General features: G+C 68.6%; 24 protein-coding genes. 12 read left to right on the top strand and 12 right to left on the bottom strand.

The genetic code is table 11. The annotated features are described in order from the left end of the window. Positions 1-216 precede the first annotated feature (216 nt). Positions 217-672 carry an SRPBCC family protein gene (locus A5756_RS22475; protein WP_066957598.1) on the bottom strand — a complete coding sequence of 152 codons (456 nt, stop codon included), beginning with the start codon at positions 670-672 and terminating at the stop codon, positions 217-219. Positions 673-704: 32 nt separating this feature from the next. Further along, positions 705-980, bottom strand: a complete 276-nt coding sequence (locus A5756_RS22470; RefSeq protein ID WP_066957818.1) for a DUF2530 domain-containing protein — start codon at positions 978-980, stop codon at positions 705-707. A gap of 185 nt (positions 981-1,165) precedes the next feature. Here A5756_RS22470 and A5756_RS22465 point away from each other — a divergent pair, with 185 nt between their 5' ends. The 3 genes from A5756_RS22465 to A5756_RS22455 are packed head-to-tail and all read left to right on the top strand — an operon-like array spanning position 1,166 to position 2,702. Then, positions 1,166-1,597, top strand: coding sequence for a MarR family transcriptional regulator (locus A5756_RS22465; protein ID WP_066957597.1), 432 nt, complete (start codon positions 1,166-1,168; stop codon positions 1,595-1,597). Next, a complete protein-coding gene (locus A5756_RS22460) occupies positions 1,594-2,427 on the top strand; it encodes an RNA methyltransferase (protein WP_066957595.1) in 834 nt (277 codons plus the stop codon). The genes A5756_RS22465 and A5756_RS22460 overlap by 4 nt, the downstream gene beginning before the upstream one ends. Next, positions 2,424-2,702 carry a DUF2537 domain-containing protein gene (locus tag A5756_RS22455; RefSeq protein WP_066957593.1) on the top strand — a complete coding sequence of 93 codons (279 nt, stop codon included), beginning with the start codon at positions 2,424-2,426 and terminating at the stop codon, positions 2,700-2,702. The genes A5756_RS22460 and A5756_RS22455 overlap by 4 nt, the downstream gene beginning before the upstream one ends. A gap of 42 nt (positions 2,703-2,744) precedes the next feature. Here A5756_RS22455 and sepH read toward each other — a convergent pair whose 3' ends face one another. Continuing rightward, positions 2,745-3,518: a septation protein SepH gene (gene sepH, locus A5756_RS22450; RefSeq protein WP_066957591.1), complete on the bottom strand. Its 774-nt coding sequence runs from the start codon at positions 3,516-3,518 to the stop codon at positions 2,745-2,747. 119 nt (positions 3,519-3,637) lie between these two features. Beyond that, the gene (gene serC / locus A5756_RS22445; protein ID WP_066957816.1) at positions 3,638-4,756 is read right to left on the bottom strand and encodes a phosphoserine transaminase; all 1,119 of its coding nucleotides are present in this window, start codon (positions 4,754-4,756) and stop codon (positions 3,638-3,640) included. 245 nt (positions 4,757-5,001) lie between these two features. Here serC and A5756_RS22440 point away from each other — a divergent pair, with 245 nt between their 5' ends. Then, positions 5,002-6,027, top strand: a complete 1,026-nt coding sequence (locus A5756_RS22440; RefSeq protein WP_066957589.1) for a diiron oxygenase — start codon at positions 5,002-5,004, stop codon at positions 6,025-6,027. Between the two features lie 20 nt (positions 6,028-6,047). Beyond that, on the top strand, positions 6,048-7,745 hold the full coding sequence (locus tag A5756_RS22435; protein WP_066957587.1) for an FAD-dependent oxidoreductase: 1,698 nt from the start codon (positions 6,048-6,050) through the stop codon (positions 7,743-7,745). Here A5756_RS22435 and A5756_RS22430 read toward each other — a convergent pair. Both A5756_RS22430 and A5756_RS22425 read right to left on the bottom strand, forming a co-directional pair. Continuing rightward, entirely contained in the window at positions 7,742-8,200 is a 459-nt protein-coding gene (locus A5756_RS22430) for a VOC family protein (RefSeq protein WP_066957585.1), read from the bottom strand. The two genes, A5756_RS22435 and A5756_RS22430, sit on opposite strands and share 4 nt — an antisense overlap. A gap of 133 nt (positions 8,201-8,333) precedes the next feature. Beyond that, on the bottom strand, positions 8,334-9,455 hold the full coding sequence (locus A5756_RS22425) for a citrate synthase 2 (protein WP_066957583.1): 1,122 nt from the start codon (positions 9,453-9,455) through the stop codon (positions 8,334-8,336). A gap of 71 nt (positions 9,456-9,526) precedes the next feature. Between A5756_RS22425 and pdxH the strand changes: the two genes are divergently transcribed. Both pdxH and A5756_RS22415 read left to right on the top strand, forming a co-directional pair. Next, complete coding sequence (gene pdxH, locus A5756_RS22420) at positions 9,527-10,186, top strand: pyridoxamine 5'-phosphate oxidase (protein ID WP_066957581.1); 660 nt, start codon at positions 9,527-9,529, stop codon at positions 10,184-10,186. A 129-nt stretch (positions 10,187-10,315) separates the two neighbouring features. After that, a complete protein-coding gene (locus A5756_RS22415) occupies positions 10,316-11,608 on the top strand; it encodes a citrate synthase (RefSeq protein WP_066957580.1) in 1,293 nt (430 codons plus the stop codon). 118 nt (positions 11,609-11,726) lie between these two features. Here A5756_RS22415 and A5756_RS22410 read toward each other — a convergent pair whose 3' ends face one another. From A5756_RS22410 to A5756_RS22390, 5 genes are all read right to left on the bottom strand, one after another. Continuing rightward, the gene (locus tag A5756_RS22410) at positions 11,727-13,280 is read right to left on the bottom strand and encodes an NAD(P)/FAD-dependent oxidoreductase (RefSeq protein ID WP_066957578.1); all 1,554 of its coding nucleotides are present in this window, start codon (positions 13,278-13,280) and stop codon (positions 11,727-11,729) included. Positions 13,281-13,306: 26 nt separating this feature from the next. Next, positions 13,307-13,570, bottom strand: coding sequence for a DUF2630 family protein (locus A5756_RS22405; protein ID WP_066957576.1), 264 nt, complete (start codon positions 13,568-13,570; stop codon positions 13,307-13,309). A gap of 175 nt (positions 13,571-13,745) precedes the next feature. Next, positions 13,746-15,086: a HAMP domain-containing sensor histidine kinase gene (locus A5756_RS22400; RefSeq protein WP_066957574.1), complete on the bottom strand. Its 1,341-nt coding sequence runs from the start codon at positions 15,084-15,086 to the stop codon at positions 13,746-13,748. Positions 15,087-15,099: 13 nt separating this feature from the next. After that, on the bottom strand, positions 15,100-15,810 hold the full coding sequence (gene prrA / locus A5756_RS22395; RefSeq protein WP_156349628.1) for a two-component system response regulator PrrA: 711 nt from the start codon (positions 15,808-15,810) through the stop codon (positions 15,100-15,102). A 187-nt stretch (positions 15,811-15,997) separates the two neighbouring features. Continuing rightward, the gene (locus A5756_RS22390; RefSeq protein ID WP_066957572.1) at positions 15,998-17,137 is read right to left on the bottom strand and encodes an NAD(P)/FAD-dependent oxidoreductase; all 1,140 of its coding nucleotides are present in this window, start codon (positions 17,135-17,137) and stop codon (positions 15,998-16,000) included. Positions 17,138-17,241: 104 nt separating this feature from the next. Here A5756_RS22390 and A5756_RS22385 point away from each other — a divergent pair, with 104 nt between their 5' ends. After that, on the top strand, positions 17,242-17,793 hold the full coding sequence (locus A5756_RS22385) for a TetR/AcrR family transcriptional regulator (protein WP_066957571.1): 552 nt from the start codon (positions 17,242-17,244) through the stop codon (positions 17,791-17,793). Positions 17,794-17,873: 80 nt separating this feature from the next. Here A5756_RS22385 and A5756_RS22380 read toward each other — a convergent pair whose 3' ends face one another. Continuing rightward, positions 17,874-19,346 carry a carboxyl transferase domain-containing protein gene (locus A5756_RS22380; RefSeq protein WP_066957569.1) on the bottom strand — a complete coding sequence of 491 codons (1,473 nt, stop codon included), beginning with the start codon at positions 19,344-19,346 and terminating at the stop codon, positions 17,874-17,876. Positions 19,347-19,373: 27 nt separating this feature from the next. On the opposite strand from A5756_RS22380, the gene A5756_RS22375 reads away from it, so the two are divergent. From A5756_RS22375 to A5756_RS22360, 4 genes are read left to right on the top strand one after another with little or no spacing between them, the layout of a single operon-like run. Beyond that, positions 19,374-20,105, top strand: coding sequence for an enoyl-CoA hydratase (locus tag A5756_RS22375; protein WP_066957567.1), 732 nt, complete (start codon positions 19,374-19,376; stop codon positions 20,103-20,105). A gap of 5 nt (positions 20,106-20,110) precedes the next feature. Continuing rightward, entirely contained in the window at positions 20,111-21,223 is a 1,113-nt protein-coding gene (locus A5756_RS22370; RefSeq protein WP_066957565.1) for an MBL fold metallo-hydrolase, read from the top strand. A gap of 39 nt (positions 21,224-21,262) precedes the next feature. Beyond that, entirely contained in the window at positions 21,263-22,849 is a 1,587-nt protein-coding gene (locus A5756_RS22365; RefSeq protein ID WP_066957563.1) for a serine hydrolase, read from the top strand. Continuing rightward, positions 22,846-25,218 carry a cation-translocating P-type ATPase gene (locus A5756_RS22360; protein WP_066957561.1) on the top strand — a complete coding sequence of 791 codons (2,373 nt, stop codon included), beginning with the start codon at positions 22,846-22,848 and terminating at the stop codon, positions 25,216-25,218. Before A5756_RS22365 ends, A5756_RS22360 begins: the two co-directional genes overlap by 4 nt. Positions 25,219-25,226 lie beyond the last annotated feature (8 nt).

Genomic DNA, 25,226 nt, shown 5'->3' with positions numbered 1-25,226 from the left:
CGAGGTACAGCCGGAGCCCACGGAGTCGCCGACCCAGCCGCCGGAATCCCACACCCCGGAGGCCCAGCCGGACGGCGGCGCGGATGTCGAAGTGTCGGCGTCAGCTCCCGAGGAGGCGGCACCCGAGGCGGCGGAGTCCGGCGCCGACACGGCGGAGTCGCAGCCCGAGGCGCCGCAGTCGCAGCAGCCCGAGGCGGAGTCGCAGCCCGAGGCGGACTAGCCCTTTTCGGCGGCGGCCTTGATCTTGGCCAACGAGGTGTTCATCCCGTCGACCAATTCGCGTTCGAAGTTGGTGGTCCCGCCGAGCAGGGCATTCACCGTCAGATTGGAAATTGCCGTCACGCCGTTCTCGGCGTGACGGCTTTCGATCACCCGGGTGCCCTCGCCGGTGGGTTGGAGCTCGTAGCTCCAGATCGTGTGGTTGGCGTTGACCCGGAACGCAAGCTTGGTCTCAGGGATGATCTCGACGACCGTGCAAGTGGTCGGCCAGTACATGCGGTTACGGCGATTGATGTTGAGGCTGCGCATGCCCTGGCGCAGCGGACCGAAGGTCTTCATCCAACGGCACTGGGGGCTCCACTCCGGCATCCGCCGCAGATCGGAAATCAGCCCCCACACCGTGGAAACCGGTGCGTCAATATCGATTTGCGCTTGCAGTAGTGGGGCTACCATCGATCCTCCCGGGTCCGTGCTGGTCGCGAAATCTAGCCGTGACCGAAATAGTTTTCGAGTCCGTCTTGTGCGCCCCGTGCGCCGCGGCGGGCCGCGGCGAGTTGCAACACGAAGATGCTCGTGCCGAGCACTCCGACGCCGAGCCCGGCCAGTGTCAGGGGGCGCCAGCTCTGCAGGGCGGGCACGAGAAACGCGGCGGCCGCCGCGACCAGCCAGCCGAGCGCGCCGAATGCGACGAACGGCCAGGCGTTGAGGAGCGCGGGCGGCAGCGGCGGCGCCTCGCGGTTCTGACCGGGTTCGACAGACATCGCGATTAACATAGCCGCCGGTGCGGTCCGCCGGTACCACCGCATGCGCGGGAAGACCGAGCGAAAATGCCTGGGCCGCGGGTCAAGCGGTGCGACAACGACCGGCCCGCGCAGCGCTACGGACCAAAGTCCGTCGTTCGCCGGTTCGTATCCCGATTACTGGAGGTTGCGTGTAACCTCGCGCCATGCCTGACAGCGATGCGCGGCTGGCCAGCGATCTGTCGCTGGCGGTCATGCGGCTGGCCCGCCAACTTCGGTTCCGGAACCCCTCGTCGCCGGTGTCGTTGTCCCAGCTGTCGGCGCTGGCCACGCTGGCTAACGAGGGCCCGATGACGCCCGGCGCGCTGGCGATTCGCGAACGGGTCCGGCCGCCGTCGATGACACGGGTGATCGCGTCGCTGGCCGACATGGGCCTGGTGGACCGTGCCCCGCATCCGATCGACGGCCGGCAGGTGCTGGTCTCGGTTTCGCACTCTGGCGCCGAGTTGGTCAAGGCGACCCGGCGCGCCCGCCAGGAGTGGCTGGCCAAGCGGCTGGCCACGCTGGACAGCCAGCAACGGGACACCCTGCGCAACGCGGCCGACCTGATGCTGGCTTTGGTCGACGAAGGCCCGTGAGCGACGGAACGCATGCCCTGAACGTCCAGGACGTTGAGGATCCCGACGACCCCCGGCTCGACGATTTCCGCGATCTGAACAGTGTCGATCGTCGTCCCGATCTGCCGTCCGGCAAAGGCTTGGTGATCGCTGAAGGCGTGCTGGTCGTTCAGCGCATGCTCGCCTCCCGATTCATTCCGCATGCCCTGTTGGGGACGGACCGTCGGCTCGCCGAGCTCGTCGACGACCTGGCGGGTAGTGCCGTGCCGTTCTACCGGACCTCCGCCGGGGTCATGGCGCAAGTGGTGGGCTTTCACCTCAATCGTGGCGTGCTCGCGGCCGCCCGCAGGGTGCCGGAACCCGGCGTGGGCGAACTGGTCGAGCACGCCCGGACGGTCGCGGTGCTCGAGGGCGTCAACGATCACGAGAATCTGGGCTCGATTTTTCGCAACGCCGCCGGATTGGGCGTGGACGCGGTGGTGTTCGGCAGCGGCTGCGCCGATCCGCTATACCGTCGCGCCGTTCGCGTCTCCATGGGCCACGCCTTGCTGGTGCCGTATGCGCGGGCGACGGAGTGGCCCGCCGAACTGGTAATGCTGAAAGAGAACGGATTTCGGCTGCTGGCGATGACCCCGGACAGCAAGGCGTGCGCCCTGCCGGAGGCCATGGCGGCCGCGCACGACCAGCGCGTCGCGGTGGTCGTGGGCGCCGAGGGGCCGGGGCTTACGCCGGCGACCCTGCGCTTGAGCGATGTGCGGGTGCGTATCCCGATGTCGCGCGGCACCGACTCCCTCAATGTCGCGACTGCGGCCGCTTTGGCGTTCTACGAACGGGTTAGGCTCGGCTCGTGACCGACGATTCCGTGCCCTGGGCAACGGGTTTGACGGTCGCCGGGTTCGTCGCCGCAGTGACCGGGGCCGCCATCGTGGTGCTGACTTTGGGACTGATACGGGTGCATCCGCTCCTGGCGGTCGGTCTCAACGTCGTCGCCGCCGGCGGGCTGGCGCCCACGCTGTGGGGATGGCGGCACAAGCTGGTGCTGCGGTGGTTCCTGCTGGGCGCGGGAATCGGTGTCGCCGGCGGGTGGTTGACGCTGATCGCGCTGACGCTGCGCGGTAGCGGCTAGCGAGCGCGGCGTAGCCGGGCATGGCGGGTCGCCACCATCCGTCTAGCGCTGTCCGCCCGAGCGCACGCCGAGCAGCACGTCCTCCCAAGCCGGGATGACCGGCTTACCCCGACGGGTGTGTACCGGTTGCTCCTGCGGCGCGGGTTGCTCTTGCGGCGCGGGGGCGGCGGGCTTGGCCGGCTCCTCGAACGAGACGTGGGCGACCCGCGCGAGCGGCCGCAGCGGGCGGTCGAAGTTCGGGTCCACCAGTTCTTTGGCCGCATCGTCCACAGCCGTGATCGTTCCCCCGTGGGCGCCCGGGGCGAAGCAGAAGTGCGCGATGTTGTCGGACCGGCCGGCCTTCCACGCAAGCTGCACCGTCCAGCGGCTGTCTTCGTTGCGCCACGCGTCCCAGCTGAGCCGGTCGGGTTCCAGACCGCGCGTCACGAGCGCCGTGCTCACGGTTTCCAGGAGGGTGAGCACCGCGGGGCCGTCGGCGAGCACCGGATGCGCGGCCGTTGCCAACTCGGCGGCGCGGGCGCGTTCCAGCAGCACCGGGTGTGCGAACCGCCGGACCCGCGAGATGTCGGAGCCCGACGCCGCGGCAACCTGCTCGACGGACGCACCGGCCCGGATCTTGGCCTGAATCTCTTTGGGGCTCAGCATGTTGGTGACCTGGATGTCGAGGTGCGGTTGGTTCGGGGGCGCGGCCTCGCCGCGCACGGCGGCCTTCAGCTGATCGTCGATGGCGAGCTTGAACGGTTCGCCGGCGTCGCCGGCCTCACAGATGATGTGTTTGCCGTCCGCATCGACCTCAACCATTTTCAGTTCCCGCATGGCTTCTCCTCGCAGGCTCCGTGTGCAGGTCGACGGACCCATCTCGTGCGCACTCTAGTGCGCCAACGTCCGTAAACGGCGCTGACACGCTGGGCGGTTGCGTGCTGATTGCGGGGCGGTTACAGCCGCTCGACCACCCAGTCGACGCATTGCGTCAGAGCGCTGACGTCGTCGGGCTCGACTGCCGGGAACATCCCGACGCGCAACTGGTTGCGGCCGAGTTTGCGGTACGGCTCGATGTCGACGATGCCGTTCGCCCGCAAAACCTTCGCGACGGCCGCCGCATCAACGTCGTCGACGAAATCGATGGTGCCCACCACCTGAGACCGCAGCGCGGGGTCGGCGACGAACGGCGTGGTGTATGGCCGCTCCTCTGCCCAGGAGTACAACCGCTGCGAGGAGTCGGCCGTGCGCTTGACGGCCCAGTCCAGCCCGCCGTTGCCCAGCATCCAATCGAGCTGCTCGGCCATCAGCGCCAGGGTGCCGATGGCCGGGGTGTTGTACGTCTGGTTCTTGAGGCTGTTGTCCACGGCGATCGGCAGCGACAGAAAGTCGGGAACCCAGCGGCCGGACGCGGTGATGGACTCGACCCGCGCCAGCGCGGCCGGACTCATGACGGCAAGCCATAGGCCGCCATCGCTGGCAAAATTCTTCTGCGGCGAGAAGTAGTAGGCATCGGTGTCGGTGATCTCGACCGGCAGGCCGCCCGCGCCGGAGGTGGCGTCGATGACGACCAGGGCGTCGCCGGAGTCGGCGGGCCGGCGGATGGGCACTGCCACCCCGGTCGAGGTCTCGTTGTGGGCCCAGGCGATGACGTCAACCGAGGGATCGCTCTGCGGCTCGGGCGCGCTGCCGGCATCCGCCTTGATGACGATGGGTTCGCCGACGAAAGGGTTGTTGGCGACCGCCGAGGTGAACTTCGAACTGAACTCGCCGAAGGAGAGGTGCAACGAGCGCTTGTCGATCAACCCGAACGCCGCGGCGTCCCAGAATGCCGTCGCGCCGCCATTGCCGAGGATGACCTCGTAACCATCTGGCACGGAGAACAGCTCGGCCACCCCCGACCGGACCCGACCCACCAAATTCTTGACGGGCGCCTGCCGGTGCGATGTGCCGAACAGTGGGGCCGCGGTGGTCGCCAGGGCCTGCAACTGTTCGGGCCGGACCTTGGAAGGGCCGCATCCGAAGCGGCCATCGCGGGGTTTGATGTCAGCGGGAACCTCGAGCTGGTCAGCCATGCTCATCAGGGTAGTGAGCGGACGTGACGCGCGGCACGGCGGTCCGGCTGCCGACGCAGCGGGCCCCGGCAAAACGCCTGGCCGCGCAACTCGCTGGGTTGTGCGGGCTGTGACGCGGGACACACCAAAGCGCTGACCACTGGTCAGCCCACAGTGCCGAAGAGGGGCCTAGAAGATATGCGGTACCTGCGGTACTGTCTGGACACAGCACGTCCTAATGTAAACCTCGCTGGGGAGGCTTGGATATGGCCAGGACACGCATGGTTCGGCGGTGGCGCCGCAATATGGAAGTGCGCGACGACACCGAGTACGTCAACACGCTCGCCACTCTGTCCGAGGGGTCGGTGCGTCGAAACTTCAACCCGTACACAGACATCGACTGGGATTCGGCCGAATTCGCCGTCACGGAGAACGACCCTCGGTGGATACTGCCTGCGACCGACCCGTTGGGACGGCATCCCTGGTACCTGGCGCAGTCCGACGAGCGCAAGATCAAGATCGGCATGTGGCGCCAGGCCAACGTCGCCAAGGTCGGCCTGCACTTCGAGTCGATCCTGATCCGCGGTCTGATGAACTACACGTTCTGGGTGCCGAACGGCTCCCCGGAATACCGGTACTGCCTGCACGAATCGGTCGAAGAGTGCAACCACACCATGATGTTTCAGGAGATGGTCAACCGGATCGGCACCGACGTCCCGGGCATGCCCCGGGCGCTCAAGTGGCTCTCGCCGCTGGTTCCGCTAGTGGCCGGCCCGCTGCCGGTGGCGTTCTTCATCGGGGTGCTCGCGGGCGAGGAACCGATCGACCACACGCAGAAAAACGTTCTGCGCGAAGGCAAGTCGCTGCATCCCATCATGGAGCGGGTGATGGCCATACACGTGGCCGAGGAAGCGCGCCACATCTCGTTCGCCCACGAGTTCCTACGTAGGCGGGTGCCGGAGCTGACCAAGCGCCAGCGGTTCTGGACCGCGCTGTACCTGCCGCTGACGATGAAGACCTTGTGCCGGGCAATCGTGGTGCCGCCCAAGGCGTTCTGGCAGGAGTTCGACATTCCGCGCGAGGTCAAGAAGGAACTCTTCTTCCGGTCGCCGGAGTCACGAAAGTGGCTGAGCGACATGTTCGGTGACGTTCGGATGCTGGCCCACGACACCGGGCTGATGGAGACGCGCTCGGCGCGGCTCATGTGGCGGCTCTGCAAGATCGACGGCAAGCCGTCGCGCTACCGCAGCGAGCCACAACGCCAGCACCTGGCCGCGGCGCCGGCAGCCTAGGCCCGCACGGGTAATCGTTTATGCCGCATGTTATTACCCAGTCGTGCTGTAACGACGGGTCCTGTGTTTTCGCGTGCCCGGTGAACTGCATTCACCCCACGCCCGATGAGCCCGGCTTCGCCACCTCGGAGATGCTCTACATCGACCCGGTGGCCTGTGTGGACTGCGGCGCGTGCGTGAGCGCCTGCCCCGTCGGCGCGATCGCGCCGGAGAGCCGGCTGGACACCAAGCAGCTGCCGTTCGTCGAGATCAACGCGTCCTTCTACCCCGAGCGGCCCGAGGGCGAGAAGGTGCCGCCCACATCGAAGCTGGCCCCGGTGATTCCGGCCGCCCAGGTGCGCGCCCGCCGCCGGCCGCTAACCGTGGCCATCGTGGGATCCGGGCCGGCGGCCATGTATGCCGCCGACGAACTGCTCACCCAACACGGGGTGCGGGTCAACGTCTTTGAGAAGCTGCCCACGCCCTATGGGCTGGTGCGTGCCGGAGTGGCGCCCGATCATCAGAACACCAAACGGGTCACCCGGCTGTTCGACCGGGTCACCGGTCATCGCCGCTTCCGGTTCTACCTCAACGTCGAGGTCGGCAGGCACCTGAGCCACGCCGAGCTGCTGGCCCACCACCATGCCGTGGTGTACGCCGTCGGCGCACCCGACGACCGTCGGCTGGAGATCGAGGGCATGGGCCTGCCCGGCACCGGAACCGCTACCGAATTGGTCGCGTGGATCAACGGGCATCCCGACTTCGCCGATCTCCCAGTCGATCTCAGCCACGAGCGGGTGGTGATCGTCGGCAACGGAAACGTCGCACTCGACGTGGCCCGCGTGCTCACGGCGAACCCTGACGACCTGGCCCGCACCGACATCTCCGATCGCGCATTGGCGGCGTTTCGCGCTTCCACCGTCCGCGAAGTGGTGGTCGCCGCCCGGCGCGGCCCCGCCCAGTCGGCATTCACCTTGCCCGAACTGATCGGACTCACGGGCTCCTCCGACGTCGTGCTGAGCGCGGCCGACCACGAGTTGGTGGCGGCCGACCTCGCTAGCGCCACGGACGGCTTGACGAAGCGCAAGCTGCAAATCCTGAGCACACTCGGTGACGATTCGGGGCCGGCCCGCAATTCCGGGGGCCCGCGTATCCGGCTGGCCTATCGGCTCACCCCGAAGCGTGTGCTGGGTGATCGACGCGTCACGGGGGTGGAGTTCGCCGTCACCGGAACCGGCGAGCCGTGTCGACTGGACGCGGGTCTGCTGCTGACATCGATTGGCTACCGCGGCATGCCGATTCGCGACCTGCCGTTCGATCAGTCGACCGCGGTGGTCCCCAACGACGGCGGCCGTGTGGTCGATCCCGACTCCGGGGCGCCGGTCCCGGGGGCCTACGTCGCGGGCTGGATCAAGCGGGGGCCCAGCGGTTTCATCGGCACGAACAAGTCGTGCTCCCTGCAAACCGTTCAGGCCCTGGTGGCCGATTTCAACGCCGGCAAGCTGAGCGATCCGGTGGCTGAGCCGGAGGCGCTGGCCAAGCTGGTGCACACCCGGCAGCCTGACGCCGTTGATGCCCGCGGCTGGCGAGCCATCGACGCCGCCGAGATCGCGCGCGGCAGCGCTGACGGTCGGCCGCGGAACAAGTTCACCGAGGTGGCCGACATGCTCGCCGCCGCTGCCGCCGCCGAGCCCGCGCCGCCGCCGCGACGCGGGCTGCTAGACCGGCTGCTCGGCTAGCCGGCGCCCTGCCCGGCCATCGCGGCCTGGATTTCGTCGTAGCCGACCTCGCGGACCGGCTGACCCATCGACCAGTGGTGGCCGAACGGGTCGGCGACCACGCCGTATCGGTCACCCCAAAACTGGTCGTCCAACGGAGCGACCACGGTGGCGCCCGCGTCCAGCGCCCGCTGGAACTTGGCGTCGACGTCGGTGACCGTCAGGTGGATGGTGACCGGGGTGCCGCCCAATGACTTGGGCGTCATCGATTTGCCGCCGCACACCTCGGGGAAATCGTCGTTGAGCATGACCAGAAAGCCGTTGATGCGCACCGCGGCGTGGATGAGTTTTCCGTCCGGCCGGGGCACACGCCCCAGCTCCTCGGCGCCGAAAGCCTTGACGTAAAAGTCAATTGCGGCGGCGGCGTCGTCCACCACCAGGTGCGGGGACAGGGCGGGTTCGATGTTGAGCGCCATTGTGGTTCTCCTTGCTGTCGGTTCCCAGGCCGGCCCGAAACGGGCAGGCTTCGCGAGTTATGACTGCGCCCGCGACGAAAACTCATCGCGGCGACACTCATTTAATCGCCGGGAACCGACAACCGGCGCCGCCTCAGGCGTTGGTGAGGCTGCGGGTCCAACCCTCGACCGATTCCGGGCTGCGTGGGCCCGGTCCGACATAGATCGCCGACGGGCGCACCAGCTTGCCGAGCCGCTTCTGCTCGAGGATGTGCGCGCACCAGCCGGCGGTGCGTCCGCAGGTGAACATCGCCGGCATCATGTTGGCCGGTACCTGCGCGAAGTCGAGGATCACCGCCGCCCAGAACTCGACGTTGGTCTCGATGGCCCGGTCCGGACGTCGCTCGCGCAGCTCGGCGAGGGCGGCCTGCTCGAGGGCGACCGCGACCTCGTGGCGCGGAGCCTTCAGCCGCTCGGCGGTCGCACGCAGCACCCGCGCGCGCGGGTCCTCGGCGCGGTAGACGCGGTGGCCGAAGCCCATCAGCTTGTCGCCGCTGTCCAGGATCTTCTTGACCAGCCCGCGGGCGTCACCGGTGCGTTCGACCTCTTCGATCATCGGCAGGACCCGCGCCGGCGCCCCGCCGTGCAGCGGTCCGCTCATTGCCCCGATCGCCCCGGACAACGCCGCGGCCACGTCGGCGCCGGTCGAGGCGATCACCCGCGCGGTGAACGTCGAGGCGTTCATGCCGTGCTCGGCGGCCGAGACCCAGTAGGCGTCGATCGCCTCGACGTGCCTCGGGTCCGGCTCGCCCTGCCAGCGGGTCATGAAACGGGCTGTGACGGTGTCGCATTCATCGATCACCCGCTGCGGGACCGCGGGCTGGTAGATGCCGCGGGCGGACTGCGCCACGTAGGACAAGGCCATCACCGAGGCCCGGGCCAGCTGGTCGCGGGCGGTGTCGTCGTCGGTGTCGAGCAGGGGCCGGTAACCCCAGATCGGGGCCAGCATCGCCAGGCCCGCCTGCACGTCGACGCGCACGTCACCGGTGTGGATGGGCAGCGGGAACGGCTCGGCGGGCGGCAATCCGTGGCCGAACTTGCCGTCGACCAGCAGGGCCCACACGTCGCCGAAGGTGACCTGCTGATCCACCAGGTCCTGGATGTCGACACCGCGGTAGCGCAGCGCGCCGCCGTCCTTATCCGGTTCGGCGATTTCGGTGGTGAAGGCGACGACCCCTTCGAGGCCGGGGACAAAGTCTTCGGGGACCACAGTCATAGGAAAATTCTCGCACCCCACGTTCGCGCCGACGCTACCGGCCGGTAGCAAGCCCCGGTAGCGTTGGCGCGATGGCAGGACCAGACTCCGAGCGCCTGCAGAGGATGCGCGTGGAATACGGATCGGTGGAGAAGGACGGTAGTCCCGATCTCGACGCGGATTGGCTAGACGACGGTTGGGTTGCCTTGTTGCGCAAATGGATCGACGAAGCCGAGCGGTCCGGCGTCGCCGAACCGAACGCCATGGTGCTGGCCACCGTTGCCGACGGCCGGCCGACGAGCCGATCGGTGTTGTGCAAAAGCGTCGACGAGTCCGGAATCACATTTTTCACCAACTATGACTCGGCCAAGGGCGCCGACCTCGCGGCGACGCCGTACGCGTCGGTGACATTTCCCTGGTACCAGCTGGGCCGGCAGGTTCACCTCCGCGGTCCGGTGAGCAAGGTCACGCCAGAGGCCACCGAGGACTACTGGTCCAAGCGGCCCCGCGGCTCCCAGCTTGGCGCGTGGGCATCGCACCAATCCCGTCCGATCGCGTCACGCGCGGCGCTGCTCGACCAGCTGGCCGAGGTCACCGCCCGCTTCGCCGACCGGGAACAGATTCCGGTGCCGCCGGGGTGGGGCGGCTATCTGCTTGCTCCGGAGTCGGTCGAGTTCTGGCAGGGCCGGGAGAACCGGTTGCATAACCGGATCCGGGTCACCGGTGCTCACGTCGAGCGCCTCCAGCCCTAGCCCGTCCCGGGGGCCGGTGCGACGGGACAGACCCGACCCCGGGCAGGCATGCGAACGCGACAACGACTACCTTCACCTATAAGCACCTAGTCAGGGCAGCCATACCAGCCAGAGCGCAAAGGGGTTCTCGTGGCCGACACCGACGACACCGCAACTCTGAAGTACCCGGGGGGCGAGATCGATCTGGAGATCGTTCGCGCCACCGAAGGTGCTGACGGGATTGCGCTCGGTTCCCTGTTGTCCAAAACCGGGCACACCACCTTCGACAACGGCTTCGTCAACACCGCCGCCTGCAAGAGCGCCATCACCTACATCGACGGTGACGCCGGGATTCTGCGTTACCGCGGCTACCCGATCGAGCAGCTCGCCGAGAAGTCGACCTTCATCGAGGTGAGCTACCTCCTGATCTACGGCGAGCTGCCCGACAAGGACCAGCTCGCGGAGTTCACCCAGCGGATCCAGCTGCACACCATGCTGCACGAGGACCTGAAGCGCTTCTTCGACGGCTTCCCCCGCAATGCGCATCCCATGCCGGTGCTGTCCAGCGTGGTGAACGCGTTGAGCGCCTATTACCCCGACGCGCTCGACCCGATGGACAACAGGCAGGTCGAGCTGTCGACCATCCGCCTGCTCGCCAAATTGCCCACCATCGCCGCGTACGCCTACAAGAAGTCCGTCGGGCAGCCCTTCCTCTACCCGGACAACTCGCTGTCGCTGGTGGAGAACTTCCTCCGCATGACGTTCGGGCTACCGGCGGAGCCCTACCAGGCCGACCCCGAAGTCGTGCGGGCGCTGGACATGCTGCTCATCCTGCACGCCGACCACGAGCAGAACTGCTCGACGTCGACGGTTCGGCTGGTGGGCTCGTCGCGGGCCAACCTGTTCACCTCGATCTCCGGCGGCATCAACGCGCTGTGGGGGCCGCTGCACGGCGGCGCCAACCAGGCGGTGCTCGAGATGCTCGACCAGATCCGCGAAAGTGGCGACGACGTCAGCGAGTTCGTCCGCAAGGTGAAGAACCGCGAAGAGGGTGTCAAGCTGATGGGCTTCGGCCACCGCGTCTACAAGAACTACGACCCGCGCGCCCGGATCGTCAAGGAGCAGGCCGACAAGATCCTGGCCAAGCTCGGCGGCGACCCGCTGCTGGACATCGCCAAGGAGCTGGAAGAGGCGGCGCTGACCGATGACTACTTCATCGAGCGCAAGCTGTACCCGAACGTCGACTTCTACACCGGGCTGATCTACCGGGCCCTCGGCTTCCCCGTCCGGATGTTCACCGTGCTGTTCGCGCTGGGCCGGCTGCCCGGCTGGGTCGCGCACTGGCGTGAGATGCACGACGAGGGTGACAGCAAGATCGGCCGCCCGCGCCAGATCTACACCGGTTACACCGAGCGCGACTACACCACCATCGACGCGCGCTAGTGGCGATCGCGAGCGCGGCGTAGCCGGGCGCTGCGGGTCGCCACCGACGAGCTAGTGGCGATCGCGAGCGCGGCGTAGCCGGGCGAATCGGGTCGCCAGGTCGCCACCGATCGGGTCATCAGCAGAGCGAGGCCAGCACCGCCATGGCGGCGTTGTGCCCGCCGATGCCCGACACTGCGCCGCCGCGGCGGGCGCCGGAGCCGCACAGCATGATCCGCTCATGTGCGGTCGCCACCCCCCATTGCCGCGCGGGCGTGTTCAGCGGGTCGTCGTCGTCCGCGAACGGCCACGACAGGCCGCCATGGAAGATGTTGCCGGCCGTCATCCCGAGTGTGCGGTGCAAGTCCAGGGTGGTCGTCGTCTCGATGCATGGCCGGCCCTGGGCGTCGCTCATCAACACGTCCTGAATGGGTTCGGCCAGAACGGAATTCAGTGACGCCAGGACCGACTCGGTCAACCGGTCACGCAGGGCGCCGGAGTAGTTGCCGTCGAAAAGCGAGTGCGGGGTGTGCAGACCGAACACCGTCATCGTGTGCGCGCCCGATTCGCGCAGGTCGGCCGACAAGATGCTCGGGTCGGTCAGCGAATGGCAATAGGCTTCGCACGGTAGCGGTTTCGGGATATGCCCGGCCGCCGCGCGCGAATATCCGGCGTCCAGTTGGGTCCAGGTCTCGTTCACATGGAACGTCCCGGCGAAGGCCTGTTCGGGGGTGACGCCGTCGTCGCGCAATCGGGGCAGTCGTCGCAGCACCATGTTCACCTTGACCTGCGCGCCCTGGGCGGGGGTCGGCGGCCGTTCGCCGAGCAGGCCTGCCAATACCGCGGGTGTGACACCGGCGAGGACGAACCGACCCCTTATCAGGTGTTCCTCATCGCCGGTGCGGTAGCGCACCAAGCCGTCGGGTTCGACATTGTAAACCTCTGCGCCAGTGATGATTTCGGCGCCATGGCGGACGGCGGCCGTTGCCAGGGCATCGGTCAGTGCGCCCATCCCGCCGACGGGAACATCCCAGTCCCCGGTGCCGCCGCCCAGTACGTGATAGAGGAAGCAGACGTTCTGCATCAGCGACGGGTCGTCGAGGCGCGCGAACGTTCCGATCAGCGCGTCGGTCGCGACCACACCGCGGACCACGTCGTTGCCGACGGCGGCGGTGATGGCGTGCCCGATCGGCTCGTCGATCAACGCGCGCCACGCGGCCGGCGCCTCGCTGTCACCGCTTCCCGAGACATGCAGGCGGGCCTGCTCGCGGGTGCGCAGCGGTTCCAGCAGTGTCGGCCATAGCCGTTGGGTCACCAGTCGGCAGCGTCGGTAGAAGGAGGCGAACCCTTGCTCATCGGGGCCGGCGCCGATCGCGGCGAACGTGTTGCCGGCCGCACCGATCAACAGCCCGCCGCGGCCATCGGCGTCGGGGTCGGGCGTGTACGAGGAATACCGCCGCCGGGCCAGCCGCACCCCCGCACCCAGGTCGTCGACGATGCGGGCCGGCAACAAGCTGACCAGGTAGGAGTAGCGGGAGAGCCGGACGCCGACACCGTCGAAGGCCTGGGCCGAGACCGCGGCCCCGCCGATGTGACCCTGCCGCTCCAGCAACCGCACCCGAAGGCCCGCGCGAGCCAGGTACGCCGCAGCGACCAGGCCGTTGTGACCGCCACCAACCACTATGGCGTCCAAGGCCCCGCCATTTGCCGCGTGATGGCTCAGTTCAGGTAGCCCTCCACCTCGCCGGGCGGACGAACCTCGGCCTCCCGGGGGTCACCGCCGGTTTCACGCAGCGCCCGCCGCTGCCGCAGCAGGTCCCAACACTGGTCCAGCTCGACCTCCAGCCGGCGCAGGCGGTCGTGTTCCTCCGATTCGGAGATGTCGCGGTTTTGCAGCTGCTCCCGCAGGGCTTTCTCCTGTGCGACCAGCTCGCGGATGTGTGCCAGGGTTTCGTTGTCGGTCGGTTTGTTGCCGTTGGCCATCGCTCCAGTGTGCCCGACCGGGGCGTGGGCCGGATCGCTAGGTTGCCCATCGCCCACCGGGCGAGCGGCGCAGGCCAACCAACCGACGGAGGCGAAACCCTTGTGCCATAGCTGATTCGGAGCCTGCCACGACGAAGATCCCGACGGCGTCGCTCGCGCTCCGGCACCCTAAGCGCTAGCTCGGGCCGGGTAGGCGCAACACCAGGCGCGCGCCGCCCAGCGGGCTGCTTTCCAGCGCAGCGGTTCCGCCGTGCAGGTGGGCCTGCTGTGCCACCAACGCCAGCCCCAGGCCCGACCCGGAGTGTGAGGCGGTCGACCCGCGGGAGAATCGCTCGAAGACGACTTGGCGTTCGTCTTCGGGTATGCCGCTGCCGTTGTCGTCGATGGCGATCTCCACCCCGGCGCGCGAGCTGACCGCCGAGAGGCGGACGCGGGTCGCGCCGCCGTGCTTGACGGCGTTGGCGATCGCGTTGTCCACCGCCAGGCGCAATCCGGCCGGCAATCCGACGATGATGCACGTCGGCGACGGCACCAGCGACACGTCGAGGTCGGGGTAGATGCGCATCGCGTCGTGGGCGGCGCGGTCAAGCAGCTCGGTGATGTCGACCGGCACCTGATCGTCGGATGTCGACAGTTCGCCCTGGGCCAGCCGCTCGAGGGCGCTCAGGGTGGCCTCGATCCGCGACTGGGTGCGGATGACGTCGCTCAGCACCTCTTTGCGTTGGTCGTCGGGCATGTCCAGGGTGGCCAGCACCTCGAGGTTGGTGCGCATCGCCGTCAAGGGCGTGCGCAGCTCGTGCGACGACACGGCGGCGAAGTCGCGGGCCGACGCCAGCGCCTCCTTGGTCCGGATCTGCTCATCCCAGATGCGCTGCAGCATGCCCCGCATGGCCTCGGCGATCTCGACGGCCTCGGTGGCGCCGTGCACCTCCACCCGCGGCGCCTCGTCGCCGGCATCGATCGATCGCGTCTGCTGCGCGAGCTGTTTGAACGGGCGCACCGCGAATGCGGCCAGCAACCAGGCGAACACGGCCGCCGCGCCGATGGCGAAGCCACAGATCAGCAGTACTCGCCGGTGCAGATTGTTGGTTTCGGCGAGGGTCGCGTCATACGTCGCGCCCACAGCCAGCGACGTGGGCTCCGGCGCAGGGATCTCTACCGTCCGCACCCGGTACCGCACGCCTTTGACGTAGGCGTCGGCGTAATCGACGTCCAACTTGGGCAGCGTCACATCGGTGTTCGACTTGACCTGGTCGCCGCGGCGGACCGTCATGATGGCGTCGTTGTCGTTGGGGGAGCGCGGGATTTCGTCGAGGCCGCGCGGCAGGAAGGGGATCGCGAAGCCCGCGGCCTCGTCGAGGCGGCGGTCCAGCCGCTCCTTGCGGTCGTTGGTGATGCCCACCCAGACGACGATCCCGACGATGAGCACGGGAATGGCGGCGCCGATGACGGTCGCGACCACGACCCGGGCGCGCAGCGAAGGCGTACGGGTCAGGATGCGGGATAGGAAATTCATGGAGCCCGCCTGGTTACTGCATACGCAGCACGAACCCTACTCCGCGGACGGTGTGCAGCAGCCGGGGACCGCCGTTGGCCTCCAGCTTGCGGCGCAGGTACCCGATGAACACGTCGACGACGTTGGTGTCGGCGGCAAAGTCGTAACCCCACACCAGTTCCAGCAGCTGCGCGCGCGACAGCACCGCGGTCTTGTGCTCGGCCAACACCGCCAGCAGGTCGAACTCCCGCTTGGTCAGGTCGACGTCGACGCCGTTGACGCGGGCGCGCCGGCCGGGGATGTCCACCTCGAGCGGGCCCACAGTGATTGTCTCCGAGGAGGAGGTGGCGGTCGCGCCGCGACGGCGAAGCAGCGCCTTCACCCGCGCGACGAGCTCGGCCAACACGAACGGCTTGACCAAGTAGTCGTCGGCGCCGGCCTCGAGTCCGGCGACCCGGTCGTCGACCGAGCTGCGGGCGGACAGCACGCAGACCGGGACGTCGTTGTCCATCGCCCTGAGCGCGGTGACCACGCTGACGCCATCCAGCACCGGCATGTTGATGTCGAGCACGATCGCGTCCGGCCGGGTCTCGGTGGCGCTGCGCAAGGCTTCGGCGCCGTCGACCGCGGTCGACACCTCGAATCCGGACAGCCGCAGGCCGCGTTCCAGCGACGCGAGCACATCGGAGTCGTCGTCGACGACCAAGACGCGGGGTGAGATGCCACCAGTGTCCATGCCGCCCATCTTGCCTGATTGTTGACCGCGGTGGTGCCCTGGCCGGGCCGTCGATGCCTAAAAGGTTACGTTTTCGACGCCAGGCCGCGACTGCCCGTTGGTATGGGCGGGTCACCCCGAGATCGGTTGGCGTGACGCGGCATTCGCGTCCGGGGTGACCGGTTTCTGATTGATGTTGCCTCCGTGCGGGTTTGGGTCATTCCGTGGCGAGACCGCTCAGCCGCACCGCCAGTTGCCGGCGCACCGCGGGAACCCCTGCGGCCAGGCGCATTCCCGTGTTGCGCAGGGGGCGCAACGGGCGCGGTAGGGTCGCGACCCGGGTCAGCCGTCCCGTCAGTTTCAGCACCCGCTCGGCGCGGCGGCGCTGCGCGGTGCTGTACGCATCCAGCGCGGCGTCCGGGCCGCCCCCCAGAACGTCGGCGAGCGCCCCGGCCAGCGCCACCGCGTCGGTGATCCCGAGGTTCATGCCCTGGCCCCCCGCCGGGCTGTGCACGTGCGCCGCGTCGCCGGCCAGCAGCAATCGGCCGGCCCGGTACGTGTCGGCGACGCGGTGGTGGATGTGGAACCGCGACCCCCAGACCAGCTCGGTGACCACCGTCTGCCCGGGCCCGAAGCCCCGGGTGTCCAGCAGTGCCTGCACAAACTCCGCCGACGGCAGCTGCGGCGCCTCGGTGGTCGGCGCGACGACACGGAAGATGTCGCCGGGCAGCGGGGCCAGCACCGTCAGGCCGTCTTTGGCGTAGAACAGGATCACCTCGTTGCGGGGCGCTTCGCCGGTAACTCGGACGTCGGCGAGTGTGAAAGCCTCGGCGAATTGGCCACCGGTGAAGCCGATTCCGGCTTGCGTCCGGACCGTGCTGTTCATGCCGTCCGCCCCGACGGCGTAGCCGGCCCTGATGGTGTCGCCGTCGTCGAATGTGGCCGTCACGCCGGTGGCGTCCTGGCTGATGCGGCTCAGCGTCTTGGGGCGGACCACGTCACCGCCTAACTCCCGGAGTCGCTCGAGCAGCAGCCGCTCGGTGTCGGCCTGGGACAGCATCAGGGTGTAGGGATGGTCCGTCGGCAGCTCGCTGAAGTCGACGGGGATCAGGATGCGCCGGCCCTCCCGCATGGTGAATCGCGGCGCGATCAGCCCCGCTTTGACCATGCGCCGGGCCACGTCGAGCTCCTCGAGCACCTCGAGGGTGCGGGCGTTGACGGCGGCGGCGCGGGACGTGTTCGCGCCCTCGGCCAACTTGTCGACGATTACCACCCGAATTCCGCGGCTGAGCAGTGTGGCGGCGAGCGTGAGACCGGTGGGGCCCGCGCCTACCACCAGGACATCGGTGTCTTTCATGGTCCGCTCCTCTCCCTGGGAGTTAAGTCAACGCTTGTTGGCATATCTCCATGCTTGCGCGCCGCCGGCGCTATGTCAACAGTTGTTGGCCTACACTCGTTGGCATGAGAAGGTCGTCGGAGGAGACCAAGGCAGTGATTCTGGCGGCGGCCCGCGAGCGGTTCGGCGCGGCCGGTTTTCAGGGCGCGACCATCCGGGCGATAGCCGCCGACGCGGGCATCGATCCCGCGATGGTCATGCGGTACTACGGCAGCAAGGACAAGCTGTTCGCCGCGGCGGCCGAGTTCGACTTGCGGTTTCCCGACCTCGCCTCGACCGACCCGGCGCAGGTCGGGCGGTCGCTGGTCCGGCACTTTCTCGAACGCTGGGAGGGCGACGAGGCGCTGGTCATCCTGCTGCGGTCCAGCGCCACCAACGGCGAAGCGGCGCAACGGATGCAGGAGATCTTCGGAACCCAGATCCAGCCGCTGGTGGCTTCCTTCGTGCCGCCGCAAGATTCCGCTGTGCGGGCGGGGCTGATCGCGACCCAGATCCTGGGGATGGCGTTGTGCCGCTTCGTGTTACGGCTACCCCCGATCGTGGAGATGACCCGCGACGACATCGTCGACTGGCTCGGCCCGACGATCCAGCGCTACCTCGGGCTGCCGGACGGCTGACTCGCGAGACGTAAACCACCGCGGCGTTTTGCGGCGTTCGTGTGCGTGGTTTACGTGTCGTGAAGGCGCTCGGCGAAATGTCAGGGCAATCCGATGCGGCGGTAGCGCTGCAGGCGGGCCGTGAGCCGTTCGCCCGCGGGGAGCGCCCGCAGCGCGTGCAGCTCGGCGGCGACGGCGCGCGAAAGTCGCTGGCAGAACTCGACCGGCTCGTCGGCGGCGTCGGGATGCTCCGGCACGACGGCGTCGACGATACCCGACGCCAGCAGGTCGACCGACCGGATGCCTTGCGCCGCGGCAAGTTCGGCGGCGTGCGCGGTGTCCCGGAAGACGATCGCACTGGCGCCTTCGGGCGGGAGCGGCGCCAGCCACGCGTGCAGCGCGGCCAGCACCCTATCGGCGGGCACCATCGCCAGCGCCGGCCCGCCGCTGCCCTGGCCGAGCAGCACCGACACCGTCGGGGTATCGAGGGTCACCAGCTCGGCCAGGCACTGGGCGATCTGGCCGGCCAGCCCGCCCTGTTCGGCCTCGGCCGACAGCGCGGGACCGGCGGTGTCGATCACCAGCACCAGCGGAAGGCGCAGCTCGGCGGCCAGCGCCATGCCGCGCCGGGCCTCGCGCAGCGACGCGGGCCCCACCATCCCGCCCGTCACCCGCTGCTGTCCGAGCACCACCGCGGGCTGGCCGGCGAAACGGGCCAGCGCCAGCAGGGTCGTCGCCGCTTCTCCCTGGCCCGTGCCCGACAGCAGCACCCGATCGGTGGCGCCGTGGCGCAGCAGCAGCCCGACACCCGGCCGGTCGGGGCGGCGCGAGGCCACCACCGAGTCCCACGCCGGCACGTCGGGGAGCGGTTCGGGCGGTGCCGCCGCAGGTAGGGGATCGGCCGGGTCGGCGATGACGGTCAGCGCGCGGTCCAGCGTCCGGCGCAGCTCGCCGACCGGGACGACCCCGTCGATCACGCCGTGGCGCTGTAGGTTCTCCGCCGTCTGGACGCCTTCGGGGAACGGTTCGCCGTAGAGCAGCTGGTACACCCGGGGCCCGAGGAAGCCGATCATGGCGTCCGGTTCGGCGACGGTGACATGGCCGAGCGAACCCCACGACGCGAACACCCCGCCGGTGGTGGGATTGCGCAGGTAGACCAGGTAGGGCAGGTGGGCTTGCTTGTGCAGGCGGACGGCGGCGGCGATCTTCACCATCTGCAGGAAGGCGACCGTGCCCTCCTGCATGCGGGTGCCCCCGGAGCTCGGCGAGGCCAGCAGCGGCAGGCCCTCGGCGGTCGCTCGCTGCACCGCGGCGGTGATCCGTTCCGCCGCGGCCACCCCGATCGAGCCGCCGAGGAAGCCGAACTCGCAGACCACCACCGCGACCCGGCGTCCGTAGATGCGGCCCTCGCCGGTCAGCACCGACTCGTCGAGGCCGGTGGCCGCCCGGGCGTCGGCCAGTTCGCGCGCGTAGGCCTCGCTGACCGGCACCGCGAGCGGCTGGCCGTCCCAGCGGATGAAGGAGCCCTCGTCCAGCACCGCGTCGCGCAGCTGAGCAGCCGTGATACGACTCACGACACGAGGCTATATAGGGTGGCTGCCATGATCGGTGTTACCCAGGCCGAAGCCGTGCTGACGATTGAGCTGCAGCGGCCCGAGCGCCGCAACGCGCTGAATTCCGAGCTCGTCGAGGAACTGCGGGAGGCGTTCCAGAAGGCGAGCGACGGCTCCGTGCGGGCCATCGTGCTGACCGGCCAGGGCACGGCGTTCTGCGCGGGCGCCGACCTGAGCGGCGACGCGTTCGCGGCCGACTATCCCGACCGGCTGATCGAGCTGCACAAGGTGATGGATACCACGCTGATCCCGGTGATCGCCGCCATCAACGGCCCCGCCATCGGCGCGGGCCTGCAGCTGGCCATGCAATGCGATCTGCGGGTCGTCGCACCGGACGCGTTCTTCCAGTTCCCGACATCGAAATACGGTCTGGCACTTGATAACTGGAGCATCCGCCGGCTGTCTTCACTGGTCGGGCACGGGCGAGCCCGCGCGATGCTGCTGGCCGCGGAGAAGCTGACCGCCGACGTCGCGCTGCAGACCGGAATGGCCAACCGCATCGGAACGCTGGCCGACGCCCAAGCCTGGGCAACCGAGATCGCCGGCCTGGCGCCGCTGGCGATTCAGCACGCCAAGCGGGTGCTGAACGACGACGGCGCCATCGAGGAGGCCGGCCCGGTGCACAAGGAACTCTTCGACAAGGCGTGGGGGAGCCAGGACGTCATCGAGGCCCAGGTCGCCCGCATCGAGAAGCGACCGCCGAAGTTCCAGGGGGCCTGACCGTCATGCTGCGGGGGGCGCTGCGACTGGCCGCCGGCACGGCATCGCTGGCGGCCGGCGGCTGGGTGGTGCGGGCGCTGCACGGCGCACCGGCGGCCCTCGGCGCCCACCCCGCCGCGATCAGGGCGGTGGCGGAGGGGTCGCCCAACTACCGCGACGGCGCATTCGTCAACCTCGACCCCGCCTCCAATTTCCTGATGGATCGCGAGGAACTGCGGCTGGTCGCGTGGGAGCTCATCGGCAGTCGGGGCGTCAGCCGTCCTTCGGCGCCAATCCCGTTGGCCGCTCCCGCGATCTTCGACGGTGACCCCGGCCGGCTCGCCGTCAGCTGGTTCGGTCACTCGACGGCGCTGCTGGAAATCGACGGTTACCGGGTGCTCACCGACCCGGTCTGGAGCGACCGGTGCTCACCGTCGGACATCGTCGGACCGCAGCGGCTGCACCCGCCGCCGGTGCAACTGGAAGGGCTGCCCGCCGTCGACGCGGTGGTGATCAGCCACGACCACTACGACCACCTCGATATGGACACGGTGACGGCGCTCGCCCACACGCAGCGGGCCCCGTTCTTCGTGCCGCTCGGTGTCGGCGCTCACCTGCGCGCGTGGGGGATACCGGAGCACCGCATCGTCGAGCTCGACTGGCATCAGAGTGGCCTGGTAGACGAGCTGACCGTGACTTGCCTGCCGGCGCGGCACTTTTCGGGTCGATTCCTGGATCGCAATACCACGCTGTGGGCGTCGTGGACATTCATCGGTCCGAATCATCGCGCCTACTTCGGCGGTGACACCGGCTACACCAAGAGCTTCGCGCAGATCGGCGCCGACCACGGGCCGTTCGACCTGACGCTGTTGCCCATCGGCGCCTACAACACCGCGTGGCCCGACGTCCACATGAACCCCGAGGAAGCGGTACGGGCACACCTCGACCTCACCGGCGACGGACTGCTGGTGCCGATTCATTGGGGCACTTTCCGGCTGGCCCCCCACCCGTGGGCCGAGCCGGTTGAACGCTTGCTCGCCGCCGCGGAACCGGAGCACGTCAAAATTGCGGTTCCCGCCCCCGGCCAGCGCATCGATCCCGGGGCGCCGCCGAAATCGAACCCCTGGTGGCGGCTCTGATTCGGGGGCCTGCCGACCTGCCCACGCTAGAGTTCCGCCATGACGAAACGCGCGGCCGCGGCCGTTGCCACGGTGCTGCTCGGCCTGACCGGATGTGGGCCCGCCCGACAGGTATCCGGCCCGCCCGCGCTCTCTGACGCGCCGCCCAACGAGGTGCCTGGTCTCGCGATCCCCACCGGCCGCATCGACGAGGCGGTCGCCAAGGTCGACGGCCTGGTCGGTGACCTGATGAAGAGCACCGGCGTACCGGGCATGGCCGTGGCCATCATCCACGGCGGAAAGGTGCTGTACGCCAAGGGGTTCGGCATCAAGGATGTGAGCAAGGGGCAGGGCCAGGACAATAAGGTGGACGCCGACACCGTTTTCCAGTTGGCTTCGGTGTCCAAGTCGGTCGGCTCGACAGTGCTCGCGCACGAAGTCAGCGACAACGTCGTCGCGTGGGACACCCCGGTGGCGGCGAAGCTGCCGTGGTTCACGCTGAGCGATCCCTACGTCACGGGCCACGTCACCGTCGCCGACCTGTACTCCCATCGCTCGGGGCTGCCCGACCATGCCGGTGACAAACTCGAAGACTTGGGCTACGACCGTCGGCAGACCCTCGAACGGCTGAAGTACTTGCCGTTGGCTCCGTTTCGAATCAGCTACGCCTACACCAACTATGGGGTAACCGCTGCTGCTGAGGCGGTGGCCGCCGCCGCGGGCAAGTCATGGGAGGACCTGTCCAACGAGGTGCTCTACCGCCCCCTGGGGATGACATCGACCAGCTCGCGATTCGCCGACTTCGTCGCACGACCCAACCATGCGGTCAACCACATCAAGGTCGCCGACAGGTGGGAGGCCCGATTCCAGCGCGACCCCGATCCGCAGTCACCCGCGGGCGGGGTGAGCTCCTCGGTGAACGACATGGCCCACTGGCTGATGATGTTGCTGGGCAACGGAACTTACAACGGCCAGCGGATTGCGTCGCCGGAAGCCTTGCTGGCCGCCACCAGCCCGCAGACGGTTTCGGTGCCCGCGAAGACGCCCAAGGCGCGCTCGGGTTTCTACGGATACGGCTTCAACGCTTCGGTCGACTCGTCGGGCCGCACCGAATACAGTCATTCCGGCGCTTTCGATTTGGGGGCGGCGACAAACTTTGTGGTGATGCCCTCGGAGGACTTGGGCATCATCGCGCTGACGAATGGCGCGCCCTATGGCATCCCGGAAACATTGACCGCCGAATTCATGGATCTTGTGCAGTACGGCCAGATTCGTGAGGACTGGGGGGCTCTGTACCAGAAGGCGATCGGCTGGCTGAACAACCCGGAGGGGTCGCTGGTCGGCAAGCAGCCGCCGGCCAACCCCGCGCCGGCCAGGCCGCTCAGCGACTACGCCGGCGTGTATGCCAGCGACTACTGGGGCCCGGCCGTCGTCACCGAACACGACGGCTCCCTGCAGCTGGCGATGGGCCCCAAGAACCGGACGGTCACGCTGACGCACTGGGACGGCGACACCTTCACCTTCGGTCTGACCGACGAAAACGCCCCGCCCGGAACCATTTCCAAGGCCACATTTTCTGGTTCGCGGGCCGCTACCCTCAACCTGGAGTACTACGACTCGGACAAGCTGGGAACGTTCACCCGATGATCGCCGGTCTGACCGATGCCGAGGTGGCGCAGCGGGTCGCCGACGGCAAGAGCAACGCGGTCCGCGAACGCGCCACCCGCAGCATCACCGACATCGTGCGGGCCAACGTCTTCACCCGGATCAACGCAATCCTCGGGGTGTTGCTGCTGATCGTGCTGGCGACCGGCTCGCTGATCAACGGGATGTTCGGCCTGCTCATCATCGCCAACAGCGTCATCGGCATGGTCCAGGAGATTCGTGCCAAGCGGACGCTGGATGCGCTGGCCATCGTCGGACAGGCGAAACCGTTGGTGCGCAGGCAGTCCGGGACGCGCACGCTGTCGCCCTCCGAGGTGGTGCTCGACGACATCATCGAACTCGGGCCGGGGGACCAAGTCGTCGTGGACGGTCAGATTGTCGAAGAGGCGAATCTGGAGGTCGACGAGTCACTGCTGACCGGCGAGGCCGACCCGATGGGCAAGGCTACCGGCGATGCGGTGATGTCAGGCAGCTTCGTCGTCGCCGGCACGGGCGCCTACCGCGCCACCAAGGTCGGACCGGAGGCCTATGCCGCCAAGCTCGCCGAAGAGGCCAGCAAGTTCACGTTGGTCAAATCCGAACTGCGCAACGGGATCAACCGGATCCTGCAGTTCATCACCTACCTGTTGGTGCCGGCCGGCCTGCTGACGATCTACACCCAGTTTTTCACCACCCACGCGGGCTGGCGGCAGTCCGTGCTCCGGACCGTGGGTGCGCTGGTCCCGATGGTGCCCGAAGGCCTGGTCTTGCTGACGTCGGTCGCGTTCGCCGTCGGGGTGGTGCGGCTCGGGCAGCGTCGGTGCCTCGTGCAGGAGCTGCCCGCCATCGAGGGACTCGCCCGGGTCGATGTGGTGTGCGCGGACAAGACGGGCACCCTGACCGAGAACGGCATGCGCGTCGCGGGTGTCGAGGAACTCGAACCGGCACGGCGGCACAGGGTCACCGACGCCCTGGCGGCGTTGGCCGCCGCCGACCCGCGCCCCAATGCGAGCATGCAGGCGATCGCCGAGAGCTATCAGCGCCCACCCGGCTGGATCGCCACGGCCACCGCGCCGTTCAAGTCGGCCACCAAGTGGAGCGGGGTCTCCTTCGGGGACAACGGCAACTGGGTGATCGGGGCGCCGGATGTGCTGCTCGATCCGGCGTCGGCGGCGGCCGAACAGGCCGAGCGGATCGGCGCGCAGGGTTTGCGGGTGCTGCTGGTCGGCACAGGCGACGTCGCCGTTGACCATCCGGATGCACCGGGCCGCGTCACCCCCGTCGCGCTGGTGGTGCTCGAGCAGCGGGTGCGCCCGGACGCCGCGGAAACACTGGATTATTTTGCCGAGCAAGGTGTTTCGGTCAAGGTCATTTCCGGCGACAACGCGGTGTCGGTCAGCGCGGTAGCCGGCAAGCTCGGGCTGCGCGGGGAGACGATGGACGCGCGGCGGCTGCCGGCGGAGCCCGCGCAATTGGCCGATGCGCTGGACGCCTACACCACCTTCGGCCGGGTGCGGCCTGACCAGAAGCGGGCGATGGTGCACGCCCTGCAATCGCACGGGCATACGGTTGCGATGACCGGCGACGGCGTCAACGACGTGCTGGCGCTCAAGGATGCCGACATCGGCGTCGCGATGGGCGCCGGCAGCCCGGCGTCGCGCGCCGTCGCGCAGATCGTGTTGCTGGACAACAGTTTTGCCACCCTGCCGTATGTCGTCGGCGAGGGCCGGCGGGTGATCGGCAACATCGAGCGGGTCGCCAACCTGTTCTTGACCAAGACCGTCTACTCGGTGCTGCTGGCGCTGCTGGTCGGCATCGAATGCCTGTTTTCCAAACCGCTCAAAGCCGATCCCTTGCTGTACCCGTTTCAGCCGATACACGTCACCATCGCGGCGTGGTTCACCATCGGGATCCCGTCGTTCATCCTGTCGCTCGCCCCCAATAACGAACGCGCCTACCCGGGCTTCGTACGGCGGGTGCTGAGCTCGGCGCTGCCCTCCGGGTTCATCGTCGGCACCGCGACTTTCGGGTCCTACCTGGTGGCCTATCACGGCCGGCACGCGACATTCCAGCAACAGGAGCAGGCCTCGACCGCGGCCCTGATCACGCTCCTGATGACGGCGCTGTGGGTGCTCGCGGTGGTCGCGCGCCCCTACCAGTGGTGGCGGGTCGCGCTGGTCATCGGCTCCGGCCTGGCCTACGTGGTCATCTTCAGCATCCCGCTGGCCCGACGGGCGTTCCTGCTCGATCCCTCCGATGTGGCGGTGACGTCGACCGCGGTGGGGATCGGCCTGCTGGGCGCCGGCGCCATCGAGGCGATGTGGTGGATCCGGGCACGGGTGCTGGGCGAGCAGCCACGGCTGTGGCGCTAACGGCCGCC

This window comes from Mycobacterium sp. 852002-53434_SCH5985345 (assembly GCF_001667155.1).
Lineage (GTDB): Bacteria > Actinomycetota > Actinomycetes > Mycobacteriales > Mycobacteriaceae > Mycobacterium.
Note: the sequence above shows the minus strand (reverse complement) of the source record. Positions and strands in the feature narration are given on the sequence as shown.